This is a genomic window from Paenibacillus sp. 2003, from assembly GCF_031455635.1.
In the GTDB taxonomy this organism is placed as follows: Bacteria; Bacillota; Bacilli; order Paenibacillales; family Paenibacillaceae; genus Paenibacillus; species Paenibacillus amylolyticus_B.
In genome coordinates this window covers 156144-173128 of record NZ_JAVDTB010000006.1, presented here as the reverse complement: position 1 = coordinate 173128, position 16985 = coordinate 156144, and the positions used below count along the sequence as shown (strand labels likewise).

Sequence of the window (16985 nt, the reverse complement as noted above, 5' to 3'; positions counted from 1 at the left end):
GGTATAGATGTTCTTTTCTACGTAGAAAGGATAGCATAATACTCTTTTGTGAAAATGGATCAATTGTATTCATGAATAAAGCTTACGTTTTCTGAATTTTTCAAAAATGAGTTGACAATATGGACATATTCACATAAAATTTAAACGATCGTTTGATTCAAACAACTGTTTAAATCAAATTAGAACTATTTGAGTAATGGAGGACACCTTTTATGTTACAGGCTTTACGTACATTGTTTAAAAAACCGCCAGTGATTGTAGGGATCGTAACAGCACTTATGTTCCAAGTGATCTTTAGCGTGATCTGGATGACCGCATATTCTGGAGTAAATGACCGTACGAAAGAATTGACGGTTGCAATTGTGAATGAGGACGGCGAAATGTCCAAAGGAATTGCAGATTCGCTTGCTGGAACACTGCCTTTCCATACCGTATCCAATCTAAGTGCGGCTGAAGCGTTGGATCAGTTGAATCATCACCAAGTACACATGGTGCTGGATATCCCGGCTGGATTTAACGAATTGCTTCAGACGGCTGGCTCAACCGCCGAGATTAAATACACCATTAATGAAGCAAACCCGGTTACGATCAAAAGCATGATGCAAGGTGTATCACAAAGTGTGACAAACACGATTAACAAACAAGCTACAGCGCAAGGGGTACAAACGGTACTTACTGCTTCGGGCGCGCCTGCTGATCAGGCTGCTGAAGCTGCTGCGAACCTGGCTACCCGAGTGGAAGGAACGACAACGTCCATCAACCCGGTTAACGGGATGAATAATCAGATGGTGCCAATGATGATGGTACTGGCTTCCTATGTAGGTGCCATGATCATGGGGATGAACCTCCAGACAGCCATGGGTATGCTGTCATCTACCTATTCCCGATTGACTTTGTTTGGCGCGCGAGTAGTCATTAACGTGGTTTCTGCATTGGTCGTTTCCTTGCTGGGATCATCACTGATCGTTGCATTGGGAGGACAGATTGCACAAGGATTCGTTGCATTCTGGTTGTTCCAGGCGCTCTTCCTGTGCACGTTCATGTTCTTCTCCCAGTTCTTCCTGATCTGCTTCGGACCTGCAGGAAGTCTGTTCAACATCATCTCACTGTCCTTGCAACTGGTATCTTCCGGTGCCATGGTACCGCGTGAATTGCTGAACAGCTTCTATAGCGGCATTGGGCAGTACCTGCCTGCAACATACGCCGTTCAGGGTATTCTGAGCGTGCAGTTGGGAGGCCCAGGAGTTCAGTCTGCTGCGGGCTCTATCGTGATTGTACTGTTGGTTGCCGTTGCGTTGTCACTGGTCGTGACGTTATTGAAAAAACAACGCATGCCAGCTATGGCTCCAAGCCCTGCTCAAGCAAACAACTAAATACAGCAGATGTATACCATTGCATCATAGGATAGGACAAGCACCCCGATGATTTTCATCGGGGTGCTTGGTGTAATATAATAGACAGATGATTCGCTGGCTGCAGTCCTTGAGCTGGAGCGAATGAGATGAACGGACAAGAGGGAGCGGGACGGAATGACGGAACCGGAGTTGGATATCAAAACGAGGATATTGCTTGCAGCCAAGAAGCTTTTTGCACAGCAGGGGTATGACGGGACGAGTGTTCGTCAAATCTGTGATGAGGCGGGGGCAAACGTGTCACTGGTCTCATACCATTTTGGCGGCAAAGAAAAGGTGTTCGAGGCATTATTTGAACATTTCTTCCCCGATCATAAGATGAACTCGCTGGCGGAAGAGTCCATGTCCTCGCCTGTGGAAGGTATCCGCCGAATTATTGGTGAAGTTGTGAAGTTCACGATGACAGATCGGGAGATGAGCGATATTGTGCAGCTTGAAATTACACTGCGTACACATCGCACAGCTACCGTATTTCGTTTTCTGGACCCCGTCTGGACACGTGTGAGGGAACTGCTGCAAGAAGGAAAAGACCAGGGATTATTCCAAATCGAGTCCGTATCTTATGCAATGCTTCAGGTTATGGGTGTGGCTTTGGCGCACAAACGGGCCAAGAATTCGCGATTTGGCTTTGATTATCAAGATATGAATACAGACGAGCTCGCGGAGCAGACAATTGAGTTCGTACTTCGAGGATTGGGAGTGAACCGCCATGAATGAAACCATTGAGTTGATGATGAAGCACCGTTCTGTACGAAAATTTAAGCCAGACCCGGTAAGTGATGAGCAGCTTGCAGCCATTGTATCGGCAGGGCAGATGGCTTCCTCTTCAAGCAGTGTACAAGCTTATACCGTGATTGCTGTGACTGAATCGGAGCAAAAAGCCAAGCTGGCTGAACTGGCAGGCAATCAGGCCTACGTCAATGAATGTCCGGTGTTTCTCGTATGGTGTGCCGATCTGTACCGGCTGAGTGATGCTGCGAAACGTCATCTTCCTGAGAAGGAATCGTATGCCGATTCGACCGAGAATTTCATGGTAGCCACGATTGATGCCGCTTTGGCTTCCCAGAATGCCGCTCTTGCAGCCGAATCCCTTGGCTTCGGAATCGTATATATCGGTGGGCTTCGTACTCGGATTGAAGAAGTCGCTGAGCTGTTAGGATTACCTGAGGGCGTATATCCGGTGTACGGCATGTGTATTGGTGTTGCAGATCAGGAAACGGGAATTCGGCCACGCCTGCCATTGAAAGCCGTTCTGCATCATAATCGGTATAATGCCGAGCAGAGCCTCCAAGGTGTTGAGCAGTATGATGAGACTACAACCGCGTACATGAAAGAAAGGACCAATGGAGAACGAACGACCCCATGGTCCGAACTGATGGCGAAGCGTCTGACTGAGCCGACACGTTTGCAGGTGAGACCGTTCCTGGAAGGCAAAGGATTCTTGAAGCGTTAAGTTGAACGGAAGGTAGTTACACTTGCCATTCCGATGACAGAACAACCTTCCGATCGCTGTTATCCCCAGATTTATTGATCCAATTTTTGTAAAGGTGAAAATCTAGTGATAGCCGATGCTTCCGATGTAGCTTTCTTTCAGAAAGCTTTTAGGCGAACGCCCTGCTTCCTCAGGTTATTTCTGTCCTCTACATTCTTGTGTAAAAATTTTGTTCAACTGATATATACGGTAAATTAGAAGTCAGTCGGTGGCGAAGCCGACTGGCTTCTTTGTGCTGTGCTGGAGGGCAAGCGAGTGCGCTTTTGCGCTTGCTTCTACATAATGATTACTCAAGTTAAGCCATAGAAACGCTTTGTGTTCTGATAAAAGAGACGGGCGGCCCGCTCGGTTCCCATGCCAGTGATCTCACTCCATGCCTGGGTGACCTGTCTGGTCATAGCCGGGTGTGTCATTCGTCCCTGAAACGGTCCTTCGAAGGGCCAAGGTCCGTCGGTCTCGGCCATCACTTGTTCTGATGGATATTGCCGGGCGAGTTCACGAATCTCTTCTTCATACACAATATCCGGCGTGAAGGAAATGAAATAACCGTTGTCCGCCATACGCCTTACGGTTTGGCGAGAACCTTTGAACCAATGGAAATGAGCACGTCGGAACTGATATTGCTCCAGCAGATCACAGACAATATCCGCATCATCGTATACCGCATGAAGGACAAGTGGTTTGTTATGCTTTTTGGCAAGTTGGATGAAACGTTCAAGCAGCTTGATATACCCGCTCTGATCGAAGCGCTGTCCTGCCTGCTCCGCTTCCTGACGATTGTAATAGGGAAGGCCAACTTCTCCGATGGCTGTGGCTTGTCCCATATGCTTCTCGATCCATTGGAAGAACAGGTCCATCTCTGCAGCGGAAGGCAGTTCCTGTTCTGGATGGAAACCGAAGGCTGGATAGATGTTACGTGGATGTTGATCTGCAAGCTCCAGATTAGCCTGGGCAGAAGCGAGATTCATAGACACGGCAATGACTGCCTCGACTTGCTGAGACGGAAAAGATAGCAGCATCTCGCGTTGTTCTTCAGGGGTATACTGATCCAAGTGAATATGAGCATCAATGAATGGAGCGAAAGCTTGAGAATGCATGAGGGAAATCCTCCTTGTGTTCATATATAGTTTAGTTATGGTACGTCAGATTCCATGTGATGGATCACCATTAAAGGAAAATAATAACTTAAAAACCCGCGCTACTAGGATAGGCGGATTTTCTGCTGTTCTTCTCTCATCCACTGTGCAATCTGCCGTTTACGTTCAAGGAATGCCGATTCCTCCGTAATTTCTTCTCGTCTGGGGCGATCAAAAGGAACATGTACCTCATGCAACACCGTTGCAGGCCGGTTGGATAATACATAGACCCGATCAGCTAGCAGCAATGCTTCTTCGATATTATGGGTGATGAACAGCACCGAGCGGCGGTTCTGTTCCCAGATATCGAGCAGCCAGCGCTGCATGTCGCTACGTGTCAGTGCATCCAGCGCGCTGAAAGGTTCGTCCAGCAGCATGAGTTCCTGCGGACTGAGCAGGGCGCGCAAAAATGCAGCACGCTGCTGCATTCCGCCCGACAGCATATGAGGATAGGCTTGCTCGAACCCGGCAAGACCCACGCTGCTTAACCACTTACGAGCTTCTGCAAGTGCTTCGGTCCGAGGGGGAGCACTTGAAGCTACTTCTCCAGCAAGCAGTACATTGTCTTCAATGGTACGCCATGGGAAAAGGGCTGGCTGTTGTGGCATATAACTAATCTTGCCACGCTGTCCCGTCACATTCTGACCGTTCATAAGCACTTGGCCTTCCTGTGGCTTTAGCAGACCGCCGATGATATGGAACAGGGTGCTTTTGCCACAGCCAGAAGGTCCAACGATAGCAACAAACTCGCCTTGCTCCACAGTCAGGGACAGGCCGTTCAGAACCGGTAACCTGCTCCGCCGTTCACGGAATGATGCATGAACATTAACAACGTCCAGTGCAGGTGGAACCGGAGCAGGAGTCGTGTTGGCAGGTCGATCAGGCTTAACTGGGTGGAGTTTTTCACCGTGCTTTTGCTCCATTACACTTGCTCCTCGTCCAGGCTGGACTTGTTCGTCCTGTTGCCGATTCATATGGTCATCACTTCCTAATATACAGATTACATTACATGCTTTACTACCGCTTCTGTGGCCGCCAGCGCACGAGCAGCTTCTCCAGAAGGGCAATGAACAGGAAGAGCAGCAAGCTGAGCGCGACAATAATCATGATCGCCACGAATAGGCGGTCCGTACGATAAGCCGACTTTTGCAGCATCATATAATAACCAATACCCTTGTCTGCGCCAATCCATTCGGCGATGATGGCACCCATCACGCTATAGGTAGCAGCGATTTTGACACCGGAGAACACGGATGGCAGCGCATGGGGAAGCTCCAGCTTCCAGAAGATATGATGACGTTTCGCACCAGCCATGCGCATATAGTTCATCATCGCTGCATCTGTACGGGTCAAGCCGTCCATGGCTGCCACTGCAACGGGGAAGAAGCAGACGAGGATGATGGTAATCAGCTTGGGCAACAGCCCGAATCCGAACCAGATTAACAGGAGCGGCGCGAGCGCGATGGTTGGGATATTTTGACTAAGAATAAGTAAAGGGTACAGGGCCGACTTGAGAAAAGGAACCAAATGCAGCACCATTGCAATCAGTAATCCGACCGCTGTTCCAGCGGCGAATCCGATAAGCGTTAACTGAATGGTTGCGGAAGCGTGCATGCCAAGCCGTTCGGCCTGAGTTGCCGCTTCGCGGGCGATATCGGACGGTGCAGGCAGCATCCATTTCTCAATATGGAAGAGGGAGACGGCTCCCTGCCATATCGCTATAAAGAGAATAACCGCCACAATGGGCGGCCATACACTTTTGAAATAGGTATGCATTAGCGATACTTCTCCGTCAGGGTATCCATGCTTAAGCCATTAGGGCTATGGGCGATTTTGATCTGGGAGATGATGCTTGGACTGCCAGCCTCCACGAGTACCTCGTGCATTTTACGGACAACCTCCAGCAGTTCCTCCAGTTCCCCCTCCATCGTGGTGTCGAGCGGGTTCACCTGATATTTCAGGCCGGATTGCTGAATAACTTCAATGGCGCGATCTACGTAAGGATAAGAGTTCTCGCCATTTGGCGTTTTCGGAATAACTTGAATGCTAAGCAATGTGCTTGCCATGTGAGATCACGGCTCCTTTCGTGATATATAAAATGAACCAATGACTGTTACACTTGCCACTTCGATGACAGAATAACCTTCCAATCGCTGTTATCCCCAGATTTTTTTGATTCCCTTTCTCTAAGGGAAAATCCGGTGATAAAGGCGACCGCTTCGCTTTTTCACGTTATTTCTGTCCTCTCCGTCCTCGTGTAAATATTAAGTTCGTTTTATATGAGAAATTTTATTGGGGTAAAAACTCGTTTGTGTATGCCTTGCTCACATCGATCTGTTCATCCAGCAGTTTTTTGCTAAACATCCAGTCGGTGTAGTTCTGCCACACTTCCTGTTTTTGTTCTCCCCAGCGCGGGGCGTCATCCGTGTACTTTGGACTAAGCCATTTCTGGCTTGCCAGTACCAAGTCTTTATCCAGATCCGGGACGGCCTTGATCAGAATATTCGCTGCGTCTTCGGGATGATCAATTGCGTATTGATATCCTTCTGAAGTGGCTTTCAGGAATGCTTTCACCAACTCAGGGTCGTTCTGAATCGTCTGCTCGTTTGTCACGAGGACAGGCGTGTAGTAATCCAATGCATCTGAATAATCCTTCACATACAACATGTCGATGGGTTCCCCGCGCAGTTCGGCTTCAATACCCGTCCAGGCGTAGAAAATCCATGCAAAATCAATGTCCCGTTTTACTGCGGTGAAAAAGTCGGCGTCACCCATATTAATGTTTTTCACTTTCGATACATCGGCTCCGTCGCCTTCCATAATGGATTGCATCACGGCTTCTTCGACTGGGGAACCCCAACCGCCATAGGTTTTACCTTCAAAATCTTTCGGTGACTTGATATTCCGATCCGCCGGAGCAGCGAAACCAGATGTATTATGCTGAATAACTGCTGCGATGGAGACCAATGGAACACCCTGTGTGCGGGCTTGAGTTACACTCTCCTGATAACTTACACCAAAAGGCACTTCATTCGAGGCAACCATCGTATCTGCGCCGCCGGCACCTGGCTGAACAATCTCCACGTTCAAGCCTTCGGCCTTATAAAAACCTTGATCCACAGCCGCATACAGGCCGGTATGATTCGTATTTGGTGTCCAGTCGAGCACCACTTTAATATCTTTCAGGGCGGCAGTGTCACCTTTGTTGCTGCTTTCCGTATTTGTGTTGCCGTTCTGCCCAGCTGGGGCAGCTTCTTTGCCACCACATGCGGCTACAGTCACCATAAGCACGCATAAGAGCAACAATCCCATCGTTTTACGCCATTTCATCTGTGGTTCTCTCCTTCGGTATGTCCGGCCGATTGGCACGGGGTACTCCTTGGCTTCATATCCAATCATCTTGCATAAATCGACAGATTTATACCAGTTGAGATCTGGATAACGTCACTTTTTTTAGCTCTCTGGCTATATAAAAGAACATTAAAAAAGCGTCCCGTAATCCGGGACGCGTGCAGGCGTTAGAGAGGTGGCGTTCAGCATAGGGCTGTGCCATTTCGATATACTCCGATTCCTACGCTGGCATGATCCAGATCAGGTCTAAGGGTTAGTATCTTGGTGGGATACACTCTCAGCCGGCCAATTCCGACTCCCCTGGGAAACTATGAAGTTACGGGCATTACTAGGTGTAATTATAGGCCAGCGGGTGGAACGTGTCCAGTCAGGAACTGGATGGGGACACGTATGAACTTATCAAACAGGCCGTTATACATATGTATATCAGCCTGTTTAGATGTGTTATTTTCAATAATTATCGTGGCGAATCCTATAAGGAAATCTGGGTGAGTGTAAAAGCACCGGATAGTGGGTCATAGCCTAAGTGCTGAAGATCCGGAAGGCTCCCAACAAATACTTAGATCAAATCCGATGTTTGATATCTCGTCGCATAAGGGTTGCTTTCCCTATTTCAGTGATCAGCTTTTGCTCGTTTGACCTTGACCGGGGGCGCTTGATTCATTTAAACAACATAATTTAGATACAAAAGGAGATAGTACTGCTATACAAATAATTACTTTTTACATAAAAATGGGGGCGTACTGAATGATCCTTAAAATCATATTCGCAATTATTCTGTCCTATTGTATCTACGTTTTTTTCACAGCTTACCTTTTATTTTTGGTTCCGTCTCCATCTACTATTGAAAATACGGATATGCAAAAATCGATAACAGAAGGAAGCACAACAGATCGCGTATTGCTCTTGGAGGACGGCTTTCAATCCGGTCAGGTGAGAATCCAGACCATTCGAGAGGCGAAAACAAGCATCGACGTGGCTTATTACTCCATCCAAAAAGGAAAAACATCTCAACTCTTTTTTGCTGCTTTATTCGATGCAGCTGATCGGGGTGTTCATGTTCGAATCATTTTAGACGGGATTTTTCACAGCATGCGTGGAGAATTGCGTGATATTCCAGATGCCATTGCAGCTCACCCCAATGTGGAATTAAGATATTATGAACCACTCCACATATTTATGCCATGGACATGGCATAACCGTCTGCATGACAAGATCCTTCTTGTCGACAACACATATGGCATTATTGGCGGCCAAAATATTGGTGATAAATACATGGCATTGCAACCCCCAAAAGACTATGTATTCGATCGGGATGTCCTTGTTTACAATCCAAATCATAATACAAACAGCACGGTTGTTGAAATGAAAAAATATATAGATCGGTTATGGAGCCATCCATTCACCAAACCAGAAAAACATACAAAACGTCAGCATCATGCAAAGGGGTTAAAAGAGCTGTCTCAGCTGGCTCAGTTATATAAAAAAGCTCAGGCTCAGAGCGATCCTTTTGTTAAAGTGTTGCCGAAGGAATGGGCTCAAGAAACTCTTCATTCCGACCACGTCACTTTCATTCACAATCCAATCAAAAGGCTGTATAAAGAACCGATCATGTGGAGAGCATTTGTTCATTTCGCCAATCAAGCAAAGTCGAAAGTGTACCTTCAGACGCCATATGCCATTCCTACCAAGAAAATGATGAAAGCCGTGCATCTGTCGATGAATCCAGAAACAGAATGGGTCATGCTAACCAATTCAATCCAGCAGACCCCTAACCCTTTGGCTTTCGCGGGATACTTAAGCTCTAAGAAGCGGTTACTTGATACCAGTCTGGCCATTTATGAATACGAAGGCCCGTATTCCATACACGGCAAATCATTTGTCATGGATGATTACCTCAGCATGGTTGGTTCGTATAATCTTGATCCCAGATCTGCCTTTCTAAATACCGAATCTGCTGTGGTCATTTCCGGTTCTGCATTCGCCGACCAACTAACAGAGGCAATGGATATCAAACGTGCACATAGTACGCGTGTGAATAAAGGTGACTACCCAGCAGAATCTACGAATCAGAAAGGCTCTGTTTTCAAACGAATGGCAATCACAGCTTTATCCAAACTGTCTTTTCTCTGGAGATTTATGTTGTAGTAAAAGAACCCACAATCTTGGCATGGTTCTGATCATGTCCATGTATGGAATGATCTCGGCATATCTCGCTGATCAATTAAGTGGGTCATCCGTACTCCGTACGTATCTCCATACAATCGCTCGTAACTTCAGCCTGGCGCTTCCATATCAGTTAATCATTCTGGGTCCACTCGTGCGATATGTATTTGGTAAATTCATCAAGGATAACGGGCCTGTAATGCCTGTCGTTAACAAAAGTGTGTGATTCAGATGGCCATAAGTATTTCCTGGGCAATCTTGTGCAAAGGAATAGATCGTATTCTCATCTGTAATGAAAGGTGATCTGAGGCAAAGATAGGATACTTTTCACCATGATTACAGCGCTAACGAATCAAGAACACCTTATTAGGCCAGTTTTTAGTGAATAAAAAATCTAACGAATCTCAGCGGCGTTATTATGCAAAAAACCTCCAACGAGGCATTTAATTGAAGCTAATTATCTATAATAACGTCTCTAGAATTCGTTAGATTTCAAATATCCTGAAATGGAGATAAATAGCGTGTGCTAGGTTCGTTAGAACAGAGTAACGCTACAAAAAAATGTCCACCGTCAGGTCATGACAGTAGACATTTCAATCTCAATCTCAATAATAGGTATTTCTAATACTCAGGACTGGATCGACACAGAACTGTTAAGTCGCAGAATTGGCTATAGGTTTGTTCTGCCATTGATACGTGATTACACTAATGACAAACAGGCCAACCGCAAAGATGGCAAGCATCCATGCAGATTGATTAACCGCCAGATGATCAAGACTCCATCCCGTGGTCAAAGGAAGAATGGCACCGCCAACCCCACCTGAGGCAATCAAAATGCTAGGTGTGGATTCTTCTGTTCCGGGCAGCAGTTTACTCGCGAAGACAAGGGCAATGGAGAAAATGCCTGACATGGCCAGTCCAAGCAACAAGATGATGAGAAATGCAGACCAGATTTGGTCTGTAAATGGAAATACCATTAACAAGAGAACAGATGCGAGACAACTGTACAGGACATAGACGCGGTATTGGAATTTCTCTGCGATATACCCGGCGAAGAGTCGTCCCACGGACATGGCAATCCAGAAACAGGTGACACTAAGCGCTGCTCCGGCTTCCTTCATGTTCATTTTCTCAATTAGAATCGCTGGCATGAAGTTAGCAAGACTCATCTCTGTTCCAACATAGAGGAAGAAGAACAGGACGAATAATACCAAAAGAGTCCTGTTACGGCCCCGATAGGCTGGACCGGGTGTAGTGGCAGCTACGGGATGCATCTCACCTGATGTCCCGGCAGTATGGGCATGTACTAAACCGTTATTAGAACTACGTCGCTCCAGAACCTTATCGAGTTCACCAAATGATCCTTTTGCCCAGAAAACAAAGGTCAGCGCTGCACAGATCGCAACAACGAGAAAGGACAAACGCCAGTATCCAGCAGCAATCAGACCGCTAGCTATTAGCGGCATGACCATCGCTCCGATCCCAAATAACACTTCCAGTCGACTCATGGCAACGGCCGTATTGTCTTTGATTGCAGCGATGATAATGGTGCCAATAACAGCTTCAACCATTCCGAATCCGAAGCCGGCAGCGGGTGCAATGACGAACATCCAGCCCCATGGTGGCAACAGCATGTAAGATAATTCTGCAATACAGAGCAATGCTGTGGCGATTAACAGACCTCCCCGTTTACCAAAGCGTCGGTTCAGCCATGGAGATAACAATACACCGCCCAGGAATCCGGCAAATTGAGCAAAGATCAGCGTTCCGCCTTGGCTATAATCTTTGCCGTAATGTTCAAGTGCAACCGGTAGAATGGAACCGAGCACAACGTGGGCAAGTCCAATCAGGAAATAGGACAGACATCCGATCCAAAGTAATTTTTTCATAAAGAACTCCTTCTACTTATAAACATAAATTGAGGATCACAATAAAGCGCAATCTTGAAGACAACGTCTATCATAACAGGACATGTCAAGTTGTGCCATGAATTCCTGATCGATACAAAAGGTTGCAATTTGGTCCGGCGTTCGTATATACTGAGACACAACAATTACAGATCGGACCATGCCGTTGAAGAGCATCCAACTCGGAGGCGTTTTCGCCAGGGGAGCGATATTTCCCCAAGTTAACCGGAACCGCCCGTTATCGCGGACCAAGAGGCTGGAAGCAGGATATCCTGATTCAGCAAGTTGGGTGGCACCGCGAGCAGAGCGCTCCTCGTCCCAAGGGATGAGGGCGCTTTTTGTATTTTTACAGCCAAAGGAGACGGTGACCATGTTGGAAATGAAATGGATTCGGGCACATGCAGAAGAGGTTCAGGCCGCAGCAGACGGGAAAAAAATCAAGATCAACATTCGCGCATTGTTGGAGCGGGATGAGGAACGCAGGACACTTTTGCAGGAATTGGAAGAAGGTCGCAGATTGCGAAATACGTTATCTGCTGATATTGGCAGACTCATGCAAGCCGGGAATCGGGAAGAGGCCGAGGGTTTGCGGGTTCAGGTGAAACAGCTCAATGAACAGTTGGAATACGTGGAAGCGAAGCTTGCCCCTGTGCAGGAGGAAGTAACCAAGCTGCAATGGCTGGTACCCAATATCGTATCCCCAGATACCCCGAAAGGCACGTCGGATGCGGATAATGTGGAGCTGCGACGTGTGGGAGAGGTGCCAACGTTCGAGTATAACACCAAAGATCACGTGGAACTTGGGGAGTTGCATGATCTGATCGATATTCCTCGTGGAGTTAAGATTGGCGGTACGCGAAGCTATGTATTAAAAGGCGCTGGCCTGTTATTGCATCGGGCAGTACAGCAACTTGCGCTGGATCTGCTGCTGAAGCACGGGTTTACACCGATGGAGGTACCGCTGATGGTCAGGGAGGATGCCCTGGTAAACACCGGATTCTTCCCAACCGGTCGAGATCAGGTCTATGAACTCGAAGGGGAGAACAAGTGGCTGGTGGGAACTTCTGAAGTGCCGCTGGTCTCGTATTATGCGGATGAGATTGTCGATGTTCAAGAGCCTGTGAAGCTGGCCGCGGTATCGACGTGTTTCCGCAGTGAGGTTGGCTCCGGCGGACGGGATGTACGCGGATTGTATCGTGTGCACCAATTTGCCAAAGTTGAGCAGGTCATTCTCTGTGCTCCTGATGCGGAAGAATCGGAGCGTATGTTGCAAGAGATTACGGGACACGCTGAGGAATTGCTGCAAATACTGGAACTGCCGTATCGTGTTGTCGCCGTATGTACTGGGGATATGTCGCAGAAAACGTACAAACAGTATGACATCGAGACCTGGATGCCGAGCCGCGGTGCATATGGAGAAACCCATTCGTCGTCGAATCTGCATGATTTTCAGGCTCGCCGTTCGAATATTCGTTGCCTCGATGCCGAAGGCAAGTTGGCCTATTGTCACACGCTCAATAATACGGCGGTGGCATCACCGCGTATCCTGATTCCGTTGCTTGAGAATCATCAGCAGGAGGATGGAAGCATTCACATTCCGGCAGCCCTGCGGCCCTATATGGGCGGCGCGGAGAGCTTGATTTTGCCAGAGCAGGATGAAGTGAAGTAGAGAGGTTATATAACGCTTTAGGCAGTAGAAGAGGGGGATGTTCCATACGTCTTGTAAAATGACGGTGGACATCCCCTTTTAAATGATAACGCTATTTAATTAACCAATCCCCTAATACTTTGTGCCAAATTTACTAATCTGGTTAGTTCTCGGACCTAAGGTATAGCTTACTTTTTTGTTCACAAATTTCTTCGTTTATGTAAGTAAATAAAATTATTTCTTAAATGTCAACGCAGCTTCCATTCACGCTCGTTAATGATTTCAATTTGTCCAGATTCAAGGGCTTTTTTGAAACGATTGCGGGCTGCAGTATTACGCGACCTTCCCATATTATACAATGAAATTCATGAATTGTTCCAAGACTTCCACTTATGTTATTCAACTTTATGCAATTCGTATCCGATATAATATAATAGAAGTAAAATATTGGATTATGGGAGATGGAGATAGAAATGAGTAGAATCAAATTGGCGCTTCGAGGCACACTTGCTCTAATTATGGCATTAACCGTACTGGTCCCTTCGTTGGCCTTGGCGGCTACTGGTGACGTGAAATCGATTGAAATAACCAATAGCAGCCCGCAGAAGATGAGTGTTTCCGAAACAGCTGCGCTTCAGGTGATGGCAACTGTAGAAGGTTTTGATAACAAACAGGATGTTACCGAAGGTGTGACTTGGTCCACCAGTAATGCAGCGGTTGCGACGATGGTGAAAGGCAAAGTCAAGGCTGTGGCCGCAGGCGAAGCAACGATTTTTGCAGAGGTAGATGGGGCAAAAGCCCAGTTGGTTGTCCAAGTGCAGGAGAAGATCAAAAGCATCAAAGCTACACCGAAATCCTACAGTTTTGTTAAAGGCAGTGAAAGCACCCTTCCGAAAGTAAGCATCACCCGTGCGAATGGTAAGGAAGAGGATGTGACGTCTGAGATTGTGTGGTCCGTATCCACTTCTTCGGCTGTGCTGGAAAACGGTAAAATCAAAGGCGTTACACCCGGCAGAGTTTTGCTGCAAGGTAAGTACGGAACAACGATTGTAAAAGTTCCTGTTGCCGTGACGGATGAGATTACTAAAGTTGAGGTCACTCCTGCCACAATGCAGCTGAACATCAAGAAGTCCAAAGCGTTGAAGGTTATCGGCACCTACGCGAATGGCAAAACGATCAACCTATCGAAACAAATCGTATGGACTTCTTCCAATACAAATGTAGCTGTCGTGAAAAATGGAACCGTTAAGACGCTGACCGAGGGACAAGCAACCTTGACAGGAACTTATCAAAATCAGACAATAAAGGCAGAGGTTACCGTTGTACCTTTGCTCAAAAAGTTGATTACTGGTCAGAAAAAACTGGTTTTGTCCCCACAGGGAAGTACAACACTGAGTGTGATGGCCCAGTATGATACGGGCAAGACCACTGTCGTGACCAACAGTGCGGTGTGGAGCAGCACAAAGCCGGGCGTAGCGACAGTAACAAATGGCAAGATCGTGGCTGTAGGCAAAGGTAAAACGTCTATCACGGCCAAGTGGGGCAACAAAAAAGTGACGATCCCTGTTACGGTAAAATAAATCTTCATATAATGAAGCGCTTTGCATAAATCCAAACATAAATTCAGTACATCATCACGTTAAATAGCATTATATGATCAAGGGTATCAGACAATTAGGGGCGTAGACATACGCTCCTTTTTGGATATATAGAAATCAATATAAATTGAACTAAACATTTACACAAAACGTAGAGGACAGAAGGGACCTAAAGAAGCGGAGCGTTCGCCTTTATCCCCGGATTTCCCCTTTATAAAAGGAATCAAAAAAATCTGGGGATAACAGCGATCGGAAGGTTGTTCTGTCATCGGAGTGTGCAGTGTAAATATTCTTTAGTTCAATTTATATCGCGAGATCAAGGAGGGAGCATGTTAATGACAGATCCAATGCAACCAGAGAACTGGCCTGCCTGGGCGACAGAGGCGGTAGAGATTGCTCCAGCCAACCCCAACTGGGATGCGCAGGCTCAGGAAGAAATCCGGCAACTCAAACGTCTTCTACAGCAGTTTAATATCCATCAATTCGAACATATCGGAAGCACATCCATTCCCGGATTACCCGCCAAACCCATTATTGATCTGATGGCAGAGGTACAGTCATGGGAGGATATGAGGATATGGATCTGATTGCCGATCAGCTGAATCCGGTGGGCTGGAATTACGTTCCGCCTGAACTGGATGGACGGGAGTACAGACGATTCTGGGTCAGAGTTAAGGATGGCAAGAGAGCTGTGCACCTTCATCTAATGCGCCCGGGAGAAGAACGCTGGGATCGTCAAATTCGGTTTCGGGATGTGCTGAGAAAACGCCCAGATCTGGTGGAAGCTTACGCCGTCCTGAAGGCGAAGCTTGCTGATGAGAATAAAGAAGATAGGGAATCGTATACCGCTGCCAAAACGCAATTTATTTTACAAGTGCTTGATGAAGGCGTGTGATTGATTGAAAAGCGTACTTATCAGAGACAGGCTGATCTATTTCTTCGCAGTCATGATGACTATGGCGGCAGGACTCGCATCCAGACACTTTGGTGAACGATTGCCGGGTTGGGTGCATGAACATTTCGGGGATGCATGTTGGGCGGGCATGATTTATTTCGGAGTACGCATGGTGTGGCCTCATCGCAGCTTGGTGTGGGCGATGTGTTTGAGCTGTGTATTCAGCTGGATGATTGAGTTCTCGCAGTTGATTCAGACGCCTTGGCTGATTGAGATACGCTCAACCGTATGGGGTGCTCTTATTTTGGGACATGGTTTTCTGGTAATCGATCTGATTCGGTATACGGTCGGTATTCTGTGCATGGTTATGATAGATCGTTATTTCCTGAGAAATAAGATGGCTGGATCATGAACTCAAGTGAATCATGGAGGTGTGCTGAATGAATGTAGAAAAACTTTTTGCCGAATCACCGGAATTTGAAACACAGCGGTTAAAGCTGAGACGCCTTGCGATGGATGATCTCGATGAATATTATGCATTTGCCTCTGATCCGCGAGTGAGTCAGCAAAGCTTGTGGAACTGTCATGAGACGGTGGAGGATTCAATTCAATATATTCAGCGGGTACTGGATAATTATGAACGGAAAATGGTACATATCTGGGCTTTTGTCTTGAAGGAAACAGGAACCTTGATCGGGAGAGGGGGCATCTTTCATCTCAACGAACCCATGCAGAGTGCTGAACTAGGGTACGCGATAGCCAGCAGTCACTGGGGTAAGGGTCTTGCAGCAGAAGCGATGCAACCCATCGTGGATTATTGCTTTCGGGAATTGGACTGCAATCGGTTCGATGGGAAATGTAATGCAGGCAACATAGGCTCTGCACGCGTAATGGAGAAGCTGGGCATGTCGTACGAAGGTTTGTTACGCAAACAGTTGAAGATCAAAGGTGTATTTACGGATCAAAAATTGTACTCCCGTATCCGGGATGATCTATAATACTTCCAATGCCACATAGGGTGCATCGCAGAAATTGAAGGAGGCGGAACCATGATCTATAGTATTATTTCCCGTTCGTTGTGGGAGCAAGTGTCAAAAGGGAGTGAGTATGCACCAGATAGCCTGGAGACAGACGGATTCATTCATTGTTCCACCAAGGAACAGATCCCATGGGTAGCCGGGCAATATTATGCAGGCCGCACGGATCTGTTATTACTTAGTATTGATGAGAAGGCGTTGAAGCCGGAGCTGGTATATGAGGATCTCTACGAATTGAATGAACTATTTCCACATATCTATGGAGAACTCAATCTGGATGCGGTTCGCAAAGTCATTCCATTTGAACCGAATGCAGACGGCACATTCTCATTTCCTGAATAAA

At 47.0% G+C, this 16985-nt stretch carries 16 protein-coding genes, 1 pseudogene and 1 riboswitch; of the genes and pseudogenes, 11 read left to right on the top strand and 6 right to left on the bottom strand.

Going from position 1 to position 16985, the window contains the following annotated elements; genetic code table 11:
- Positions 1-212: 212 nt before the first annotated feature.
- The 3 genes from J2X75_RS22465 to nfsA all read left to right on the top strand — a co-directional run bounded on the left by J2X75_RS22465 (position 213) and on the right by nfsA (position 2865).
- On the top strand, positions 213-1373 hold the full coding sequence (locus tag J2X75_RS22465; RefSeq protein WP_310340215.1) for a YhgE/Pip domain-containing protein: 1161 nt from the start codon (positions 213-215) through the stop codon (positions 1371-1373).
- Positions 1374-1529: 156 nt separating this feature from the next.
- A complete protein-coding gene (locus J2X75_RS22460) occupies positions 1530-2129 on the top strand; it encodes a TetR family transcriptional regulator (RefSeq protein ID WP_310340212.1) in 600 nt (199 codons plus the stop codon).
- Positions 2122-2865, top strand: coding sequence for an oxygen-insensitive NADPH nitroreductase (nfsA, locus tag J2X75_RS22455; protein ID WP_150365299.1), 744 nt, complete (start codon positions 2122-2124; stop codon positions 2863-2865). The genes J2X75_RS22460 and nfsA overlap by 8 nt, the downstream gene beginning before the upstream one ends.
- 329 nt (positions 2866-3194) lie before the next feature.
- Here the strand turns inward: nfsA and J2X75_RS22450 are convergent, their stop codons facing one another.
- The 5 genes from J2X75_RS22450 to J2X75_RS22430 form a co-directional block, all read right to left on the bottom strand.
- On the bottom strand, positions 3195-4001 hold the full coding sequence (locus tag J2X75_RS22450) for a TatD family hydrolase (RefSeq protein WP_310340206.1): 807 nt from the start codon (positions 3999-4001) through the stop codon (positions 3195-3197).
- 104 nt (positions 4002-4105) lie between these two features.
- The gene (locus tag J2X75_RS22445; protein WP_310340203.1) at positions 4106-5014 is read right to left on the bottom strand and encodes an ABC transporter ATP-binding protein; all 909 of its coding nucleotides are present in this window, start codon (positions 5012-5014) and stop codon (positions 4106-4108) included.
- Between the two features lie 43 nt (positions 5015-5057).
- The gene (locus J2X75_RS22440; RefSeq protein ID WP_124117990.1) at positions 5058-5816 is read right to left on the bottom strand and encodes an ABC transporter permease; all 759 of its coding nucleotides are present in this window, start codon (positions 5814-5816) and stop codon (positions 5058-5060) included.
- The gene (locus J2X75_RS22435) at positions 5816-6106 is read right to left on the bottom strand and encodes an MTH1187 family thiamine-binding protein (protein WP_062322512.1); all 291 of its coding nucleotides are present in this window, start codon (positions 6104-6106) and stop codon (positions 5816-5818) included. The genes J2X75_RS22440 and J2X75_RS22435 overlap by 1 nt, the downstream gene beginning before the upstream one ends.
- Positions 6107-6329: 223 nt before the next feature.
- Positions 6330-7370: an ABC transporter substrate-binding protein gene (locus J2X75_RS22430; RefSeq protein ID WP_310340197.1), complete on the bottom strand. Its 1041-nt coding sequence runs from the start codon at positions 7368-7370 to the stop codon at positions 6330-6332.
- Between the two features lie 220 nt (positions 7371-7590).
- Positions 7591-7703, bottom strand: a riboswitch (TPP riboswitch).
- Between the two features lie 435 nt (positions 7704-8138).
- On the opposite strand from J2X75_RS22430, the gene J2X75_RS22425 reads away from it, so the two are divergent.
- Both J2X75_RS22425 and J2X75_RS22420 read left to right on the top strand, forming a co-directional pair.
- Complete coding sequence (locus J2X75_RS22425; RefSeq protein WP_310340193.1) at positions 8139-9539, top strand: phospholipase D-like domain-containing protein; 1401 nt, start codon at positions 8139-8141, stop codon at positions 9537-9539.
- Between the two features lie 22 nt (positions 9540-9561).
- Complete coding sequence (locus J2X75_RS22420) at positions 9562-9783, top strand: DUF2798 domain-containing protein (RefSeq protein WP_474200054.1); 222 nt, start codon at positions 9562-9564, stop codon at positions 9781-9783.
- A gap of 427 nt (positions 9784-10210) precedes the next feature.
- Here the strand turns inward: J2X75_RS22420 and J2X75_RS22415 are convergent, their stop codons facing one another.
- Positions 10211-11446, bottom strand: coding sequence for an MFS transporter (locus J2X75_RS22415; RefSeq protein ID WP_310340188.1), 1236 nt, complete (start codon positions 11444-11446; stop codon positions 10211-10213).
- A gap of 388 nt (positions 11447-11834) precedes the next feature.
- Here J2X75_RS22415 and serS point away from each other — a divergent pair, with 388 nt between their 5' ends.
- From serS to J2X75_RS22385, 6 genes and pseudogenes are all read left to right on the top strand, one after another.
- Positions 11835-13133 carry a serine--tRNA ligase gene (gene serS / locus J2X75_RS22410; protein ID WP_310340186.1) on the top strand — a complete coding sequence of 433 codons (1299 nt, stop codon included), beginning with the start codon at positions 11835-11837 and terminating at the stop codon, positions 13131-13133.
- 452 nt (positions 13134-13585) lie between these two features.
- Entirely contained in the window at positions 13586-14692 is a 1107-nt protein-coding gene (locus J2X75_RS22405; RefSeq protein ID WP_310340184.1) for an Ig-like domain-containing protein, read from the top strand.
- A 353-nt stretch (positions 14693-15045) separates the two neighbouring features.
- A pseudogene (locus J2X75_RS22400) lies at positions 15046-15605 on the top strand (GrpB family protein).
- A gap of 4 nt (positions 15606-15609) precedes the next feature.
- Positions 15610-16017 (top strand): ribosomal maturation YjgA family protein, encoded by a 408-nt coding sequence (locus J2X75_RS22395; RefSeq protein WP_310340182.1) that lies wholly within the window; start codon positions 15610-15612, stop codon positions 16015-16017.
- A 28-nt stretch (positions 16018-16045) separates the two neighbouring features.
- Positions 16046-16603, top strand: coding sequence for a GNAT family N-acetyltransferase (locus J2X75_RS22390; RefSeq protein WP_310340180.1), 558 nt, complete (start codon positions 16046-16048; stop codon positions 16601-16603).
- Between the two features lie 51 nt (positions 16604-16654).
- On the top strand, positions 16655-16984 hold the full coding sequence (locus J2X75_RS22385) for a DUF952 domain-containing protein (protein ID WP_091038169.1): 330 nt from the start codon (positions 16655-16657) through the stop codon (positions 16982-16984).
- Position 16985 lies beyond the last annotated feature (1 nt).

Bases quoted from the DNA above. Each gene is read 5' to 3' on its own strand.
- J2X75_RS22430 (WP_310340197.1), bottom strand. From the start codon at position 7,370: ATGAAATGGCGTAAAACGATGGGATTGTTGCTCTTATGCGTGCTTATG.
- J2X75_RS22445 (WP_310340203.1), bottom strand. From the start codon at position 5,014: ATGAATCGGCAACAGGACGAACAAGTCCAGCCTGGACGAGGAGCAAGT.
- J2X75_RS22450 (WP_310340206.1), bottom strand. From the start codon at position 4,001: ATGCATTCTCAAGCTTTCGCTCCATTCATTGATGCTCATATTCACTTG.
- J2X75_RS22385 (WP_091038169.1), top strand. From the start codon at position 16,655: ATGATCTATAGTATTATTTCCCGTTCGTTGTGGGAGCAAGTGTCAAAA.
- J2X75_RS22420 (WP_474200054.1), top strand. From the start codon at position 9,562: ATGGTTCTGATCATGTCCATGTATGGAATGATCTCGGCATATCTCGCT.
- nfsA (WP_150365299.1), top strand. From the start codon at position 2,122: ATGAATGAAACCATTGAGTTGATGATGAAGCACCGTTCTGTACGAAAA.
- J2X75_RS22425 (WP_310340193.1), top strand. From the start codon at position 8,139: ATGATCCTTAAAATCATATTCGCAATTATTCTGTCCTATTGTATCTAC.
- serS (WP_310340186.1), top strand. From the start codon at position 11,835: ATGTTGGAAATGAAATGGATTCGGGCACATGCAGAAGAGGTTCAGGCC.
- J2X75_RS22415 (WP_310340188.1), bottom strand. From the start codon at position 11,446: ATGAAAAAATTACTTTGGATCGGATGTCTGTCCTATTTCCTGATTGGA.
- J2X75_RS22460 (WP_310340212.1), top strand. From the start codon at position 1,530: ATGACGGAACCGGAGTTGGATATCAAAACGAGGATATTGCTTGCAGCC.
- J2X75_RS22390 (WP_310340180.1), top strand. From the start codon at position 16,046: ATGAATGTAGAAAAACTTTTTGCCGAATCACCGGAATTTGAAACACAG.
- J2X75_RS22465 (WP_310340215.1), top strand. From the start codon at position 213: ATGTTACAGGCTTTACGTACATTGTTTAAAAAACCGCCAGTGATTGTA.
- J2X75_RS22435 (WP_062322512.1), bottom strand. From the start codon at position 6,106: ATGGCAAGCACATTGCTTAGCATTCAAGTTATTCCGAAAACGCCAAAT.
- J2X75_RS22440 (WP_124117990.1), bottom strand. From the start codon at position 5,816: ATGCATACCTATTTCAAAAGTGTATGGCCGCCCATTGTGGCGGTTATT.
- J2X75_RS22405 (WP_310340184.1), top strand. From the start codon at position 13,586: ATGAGTAGAATCAAATTGGCGCTTCGAGGCACACTTGCTCTAATTATG.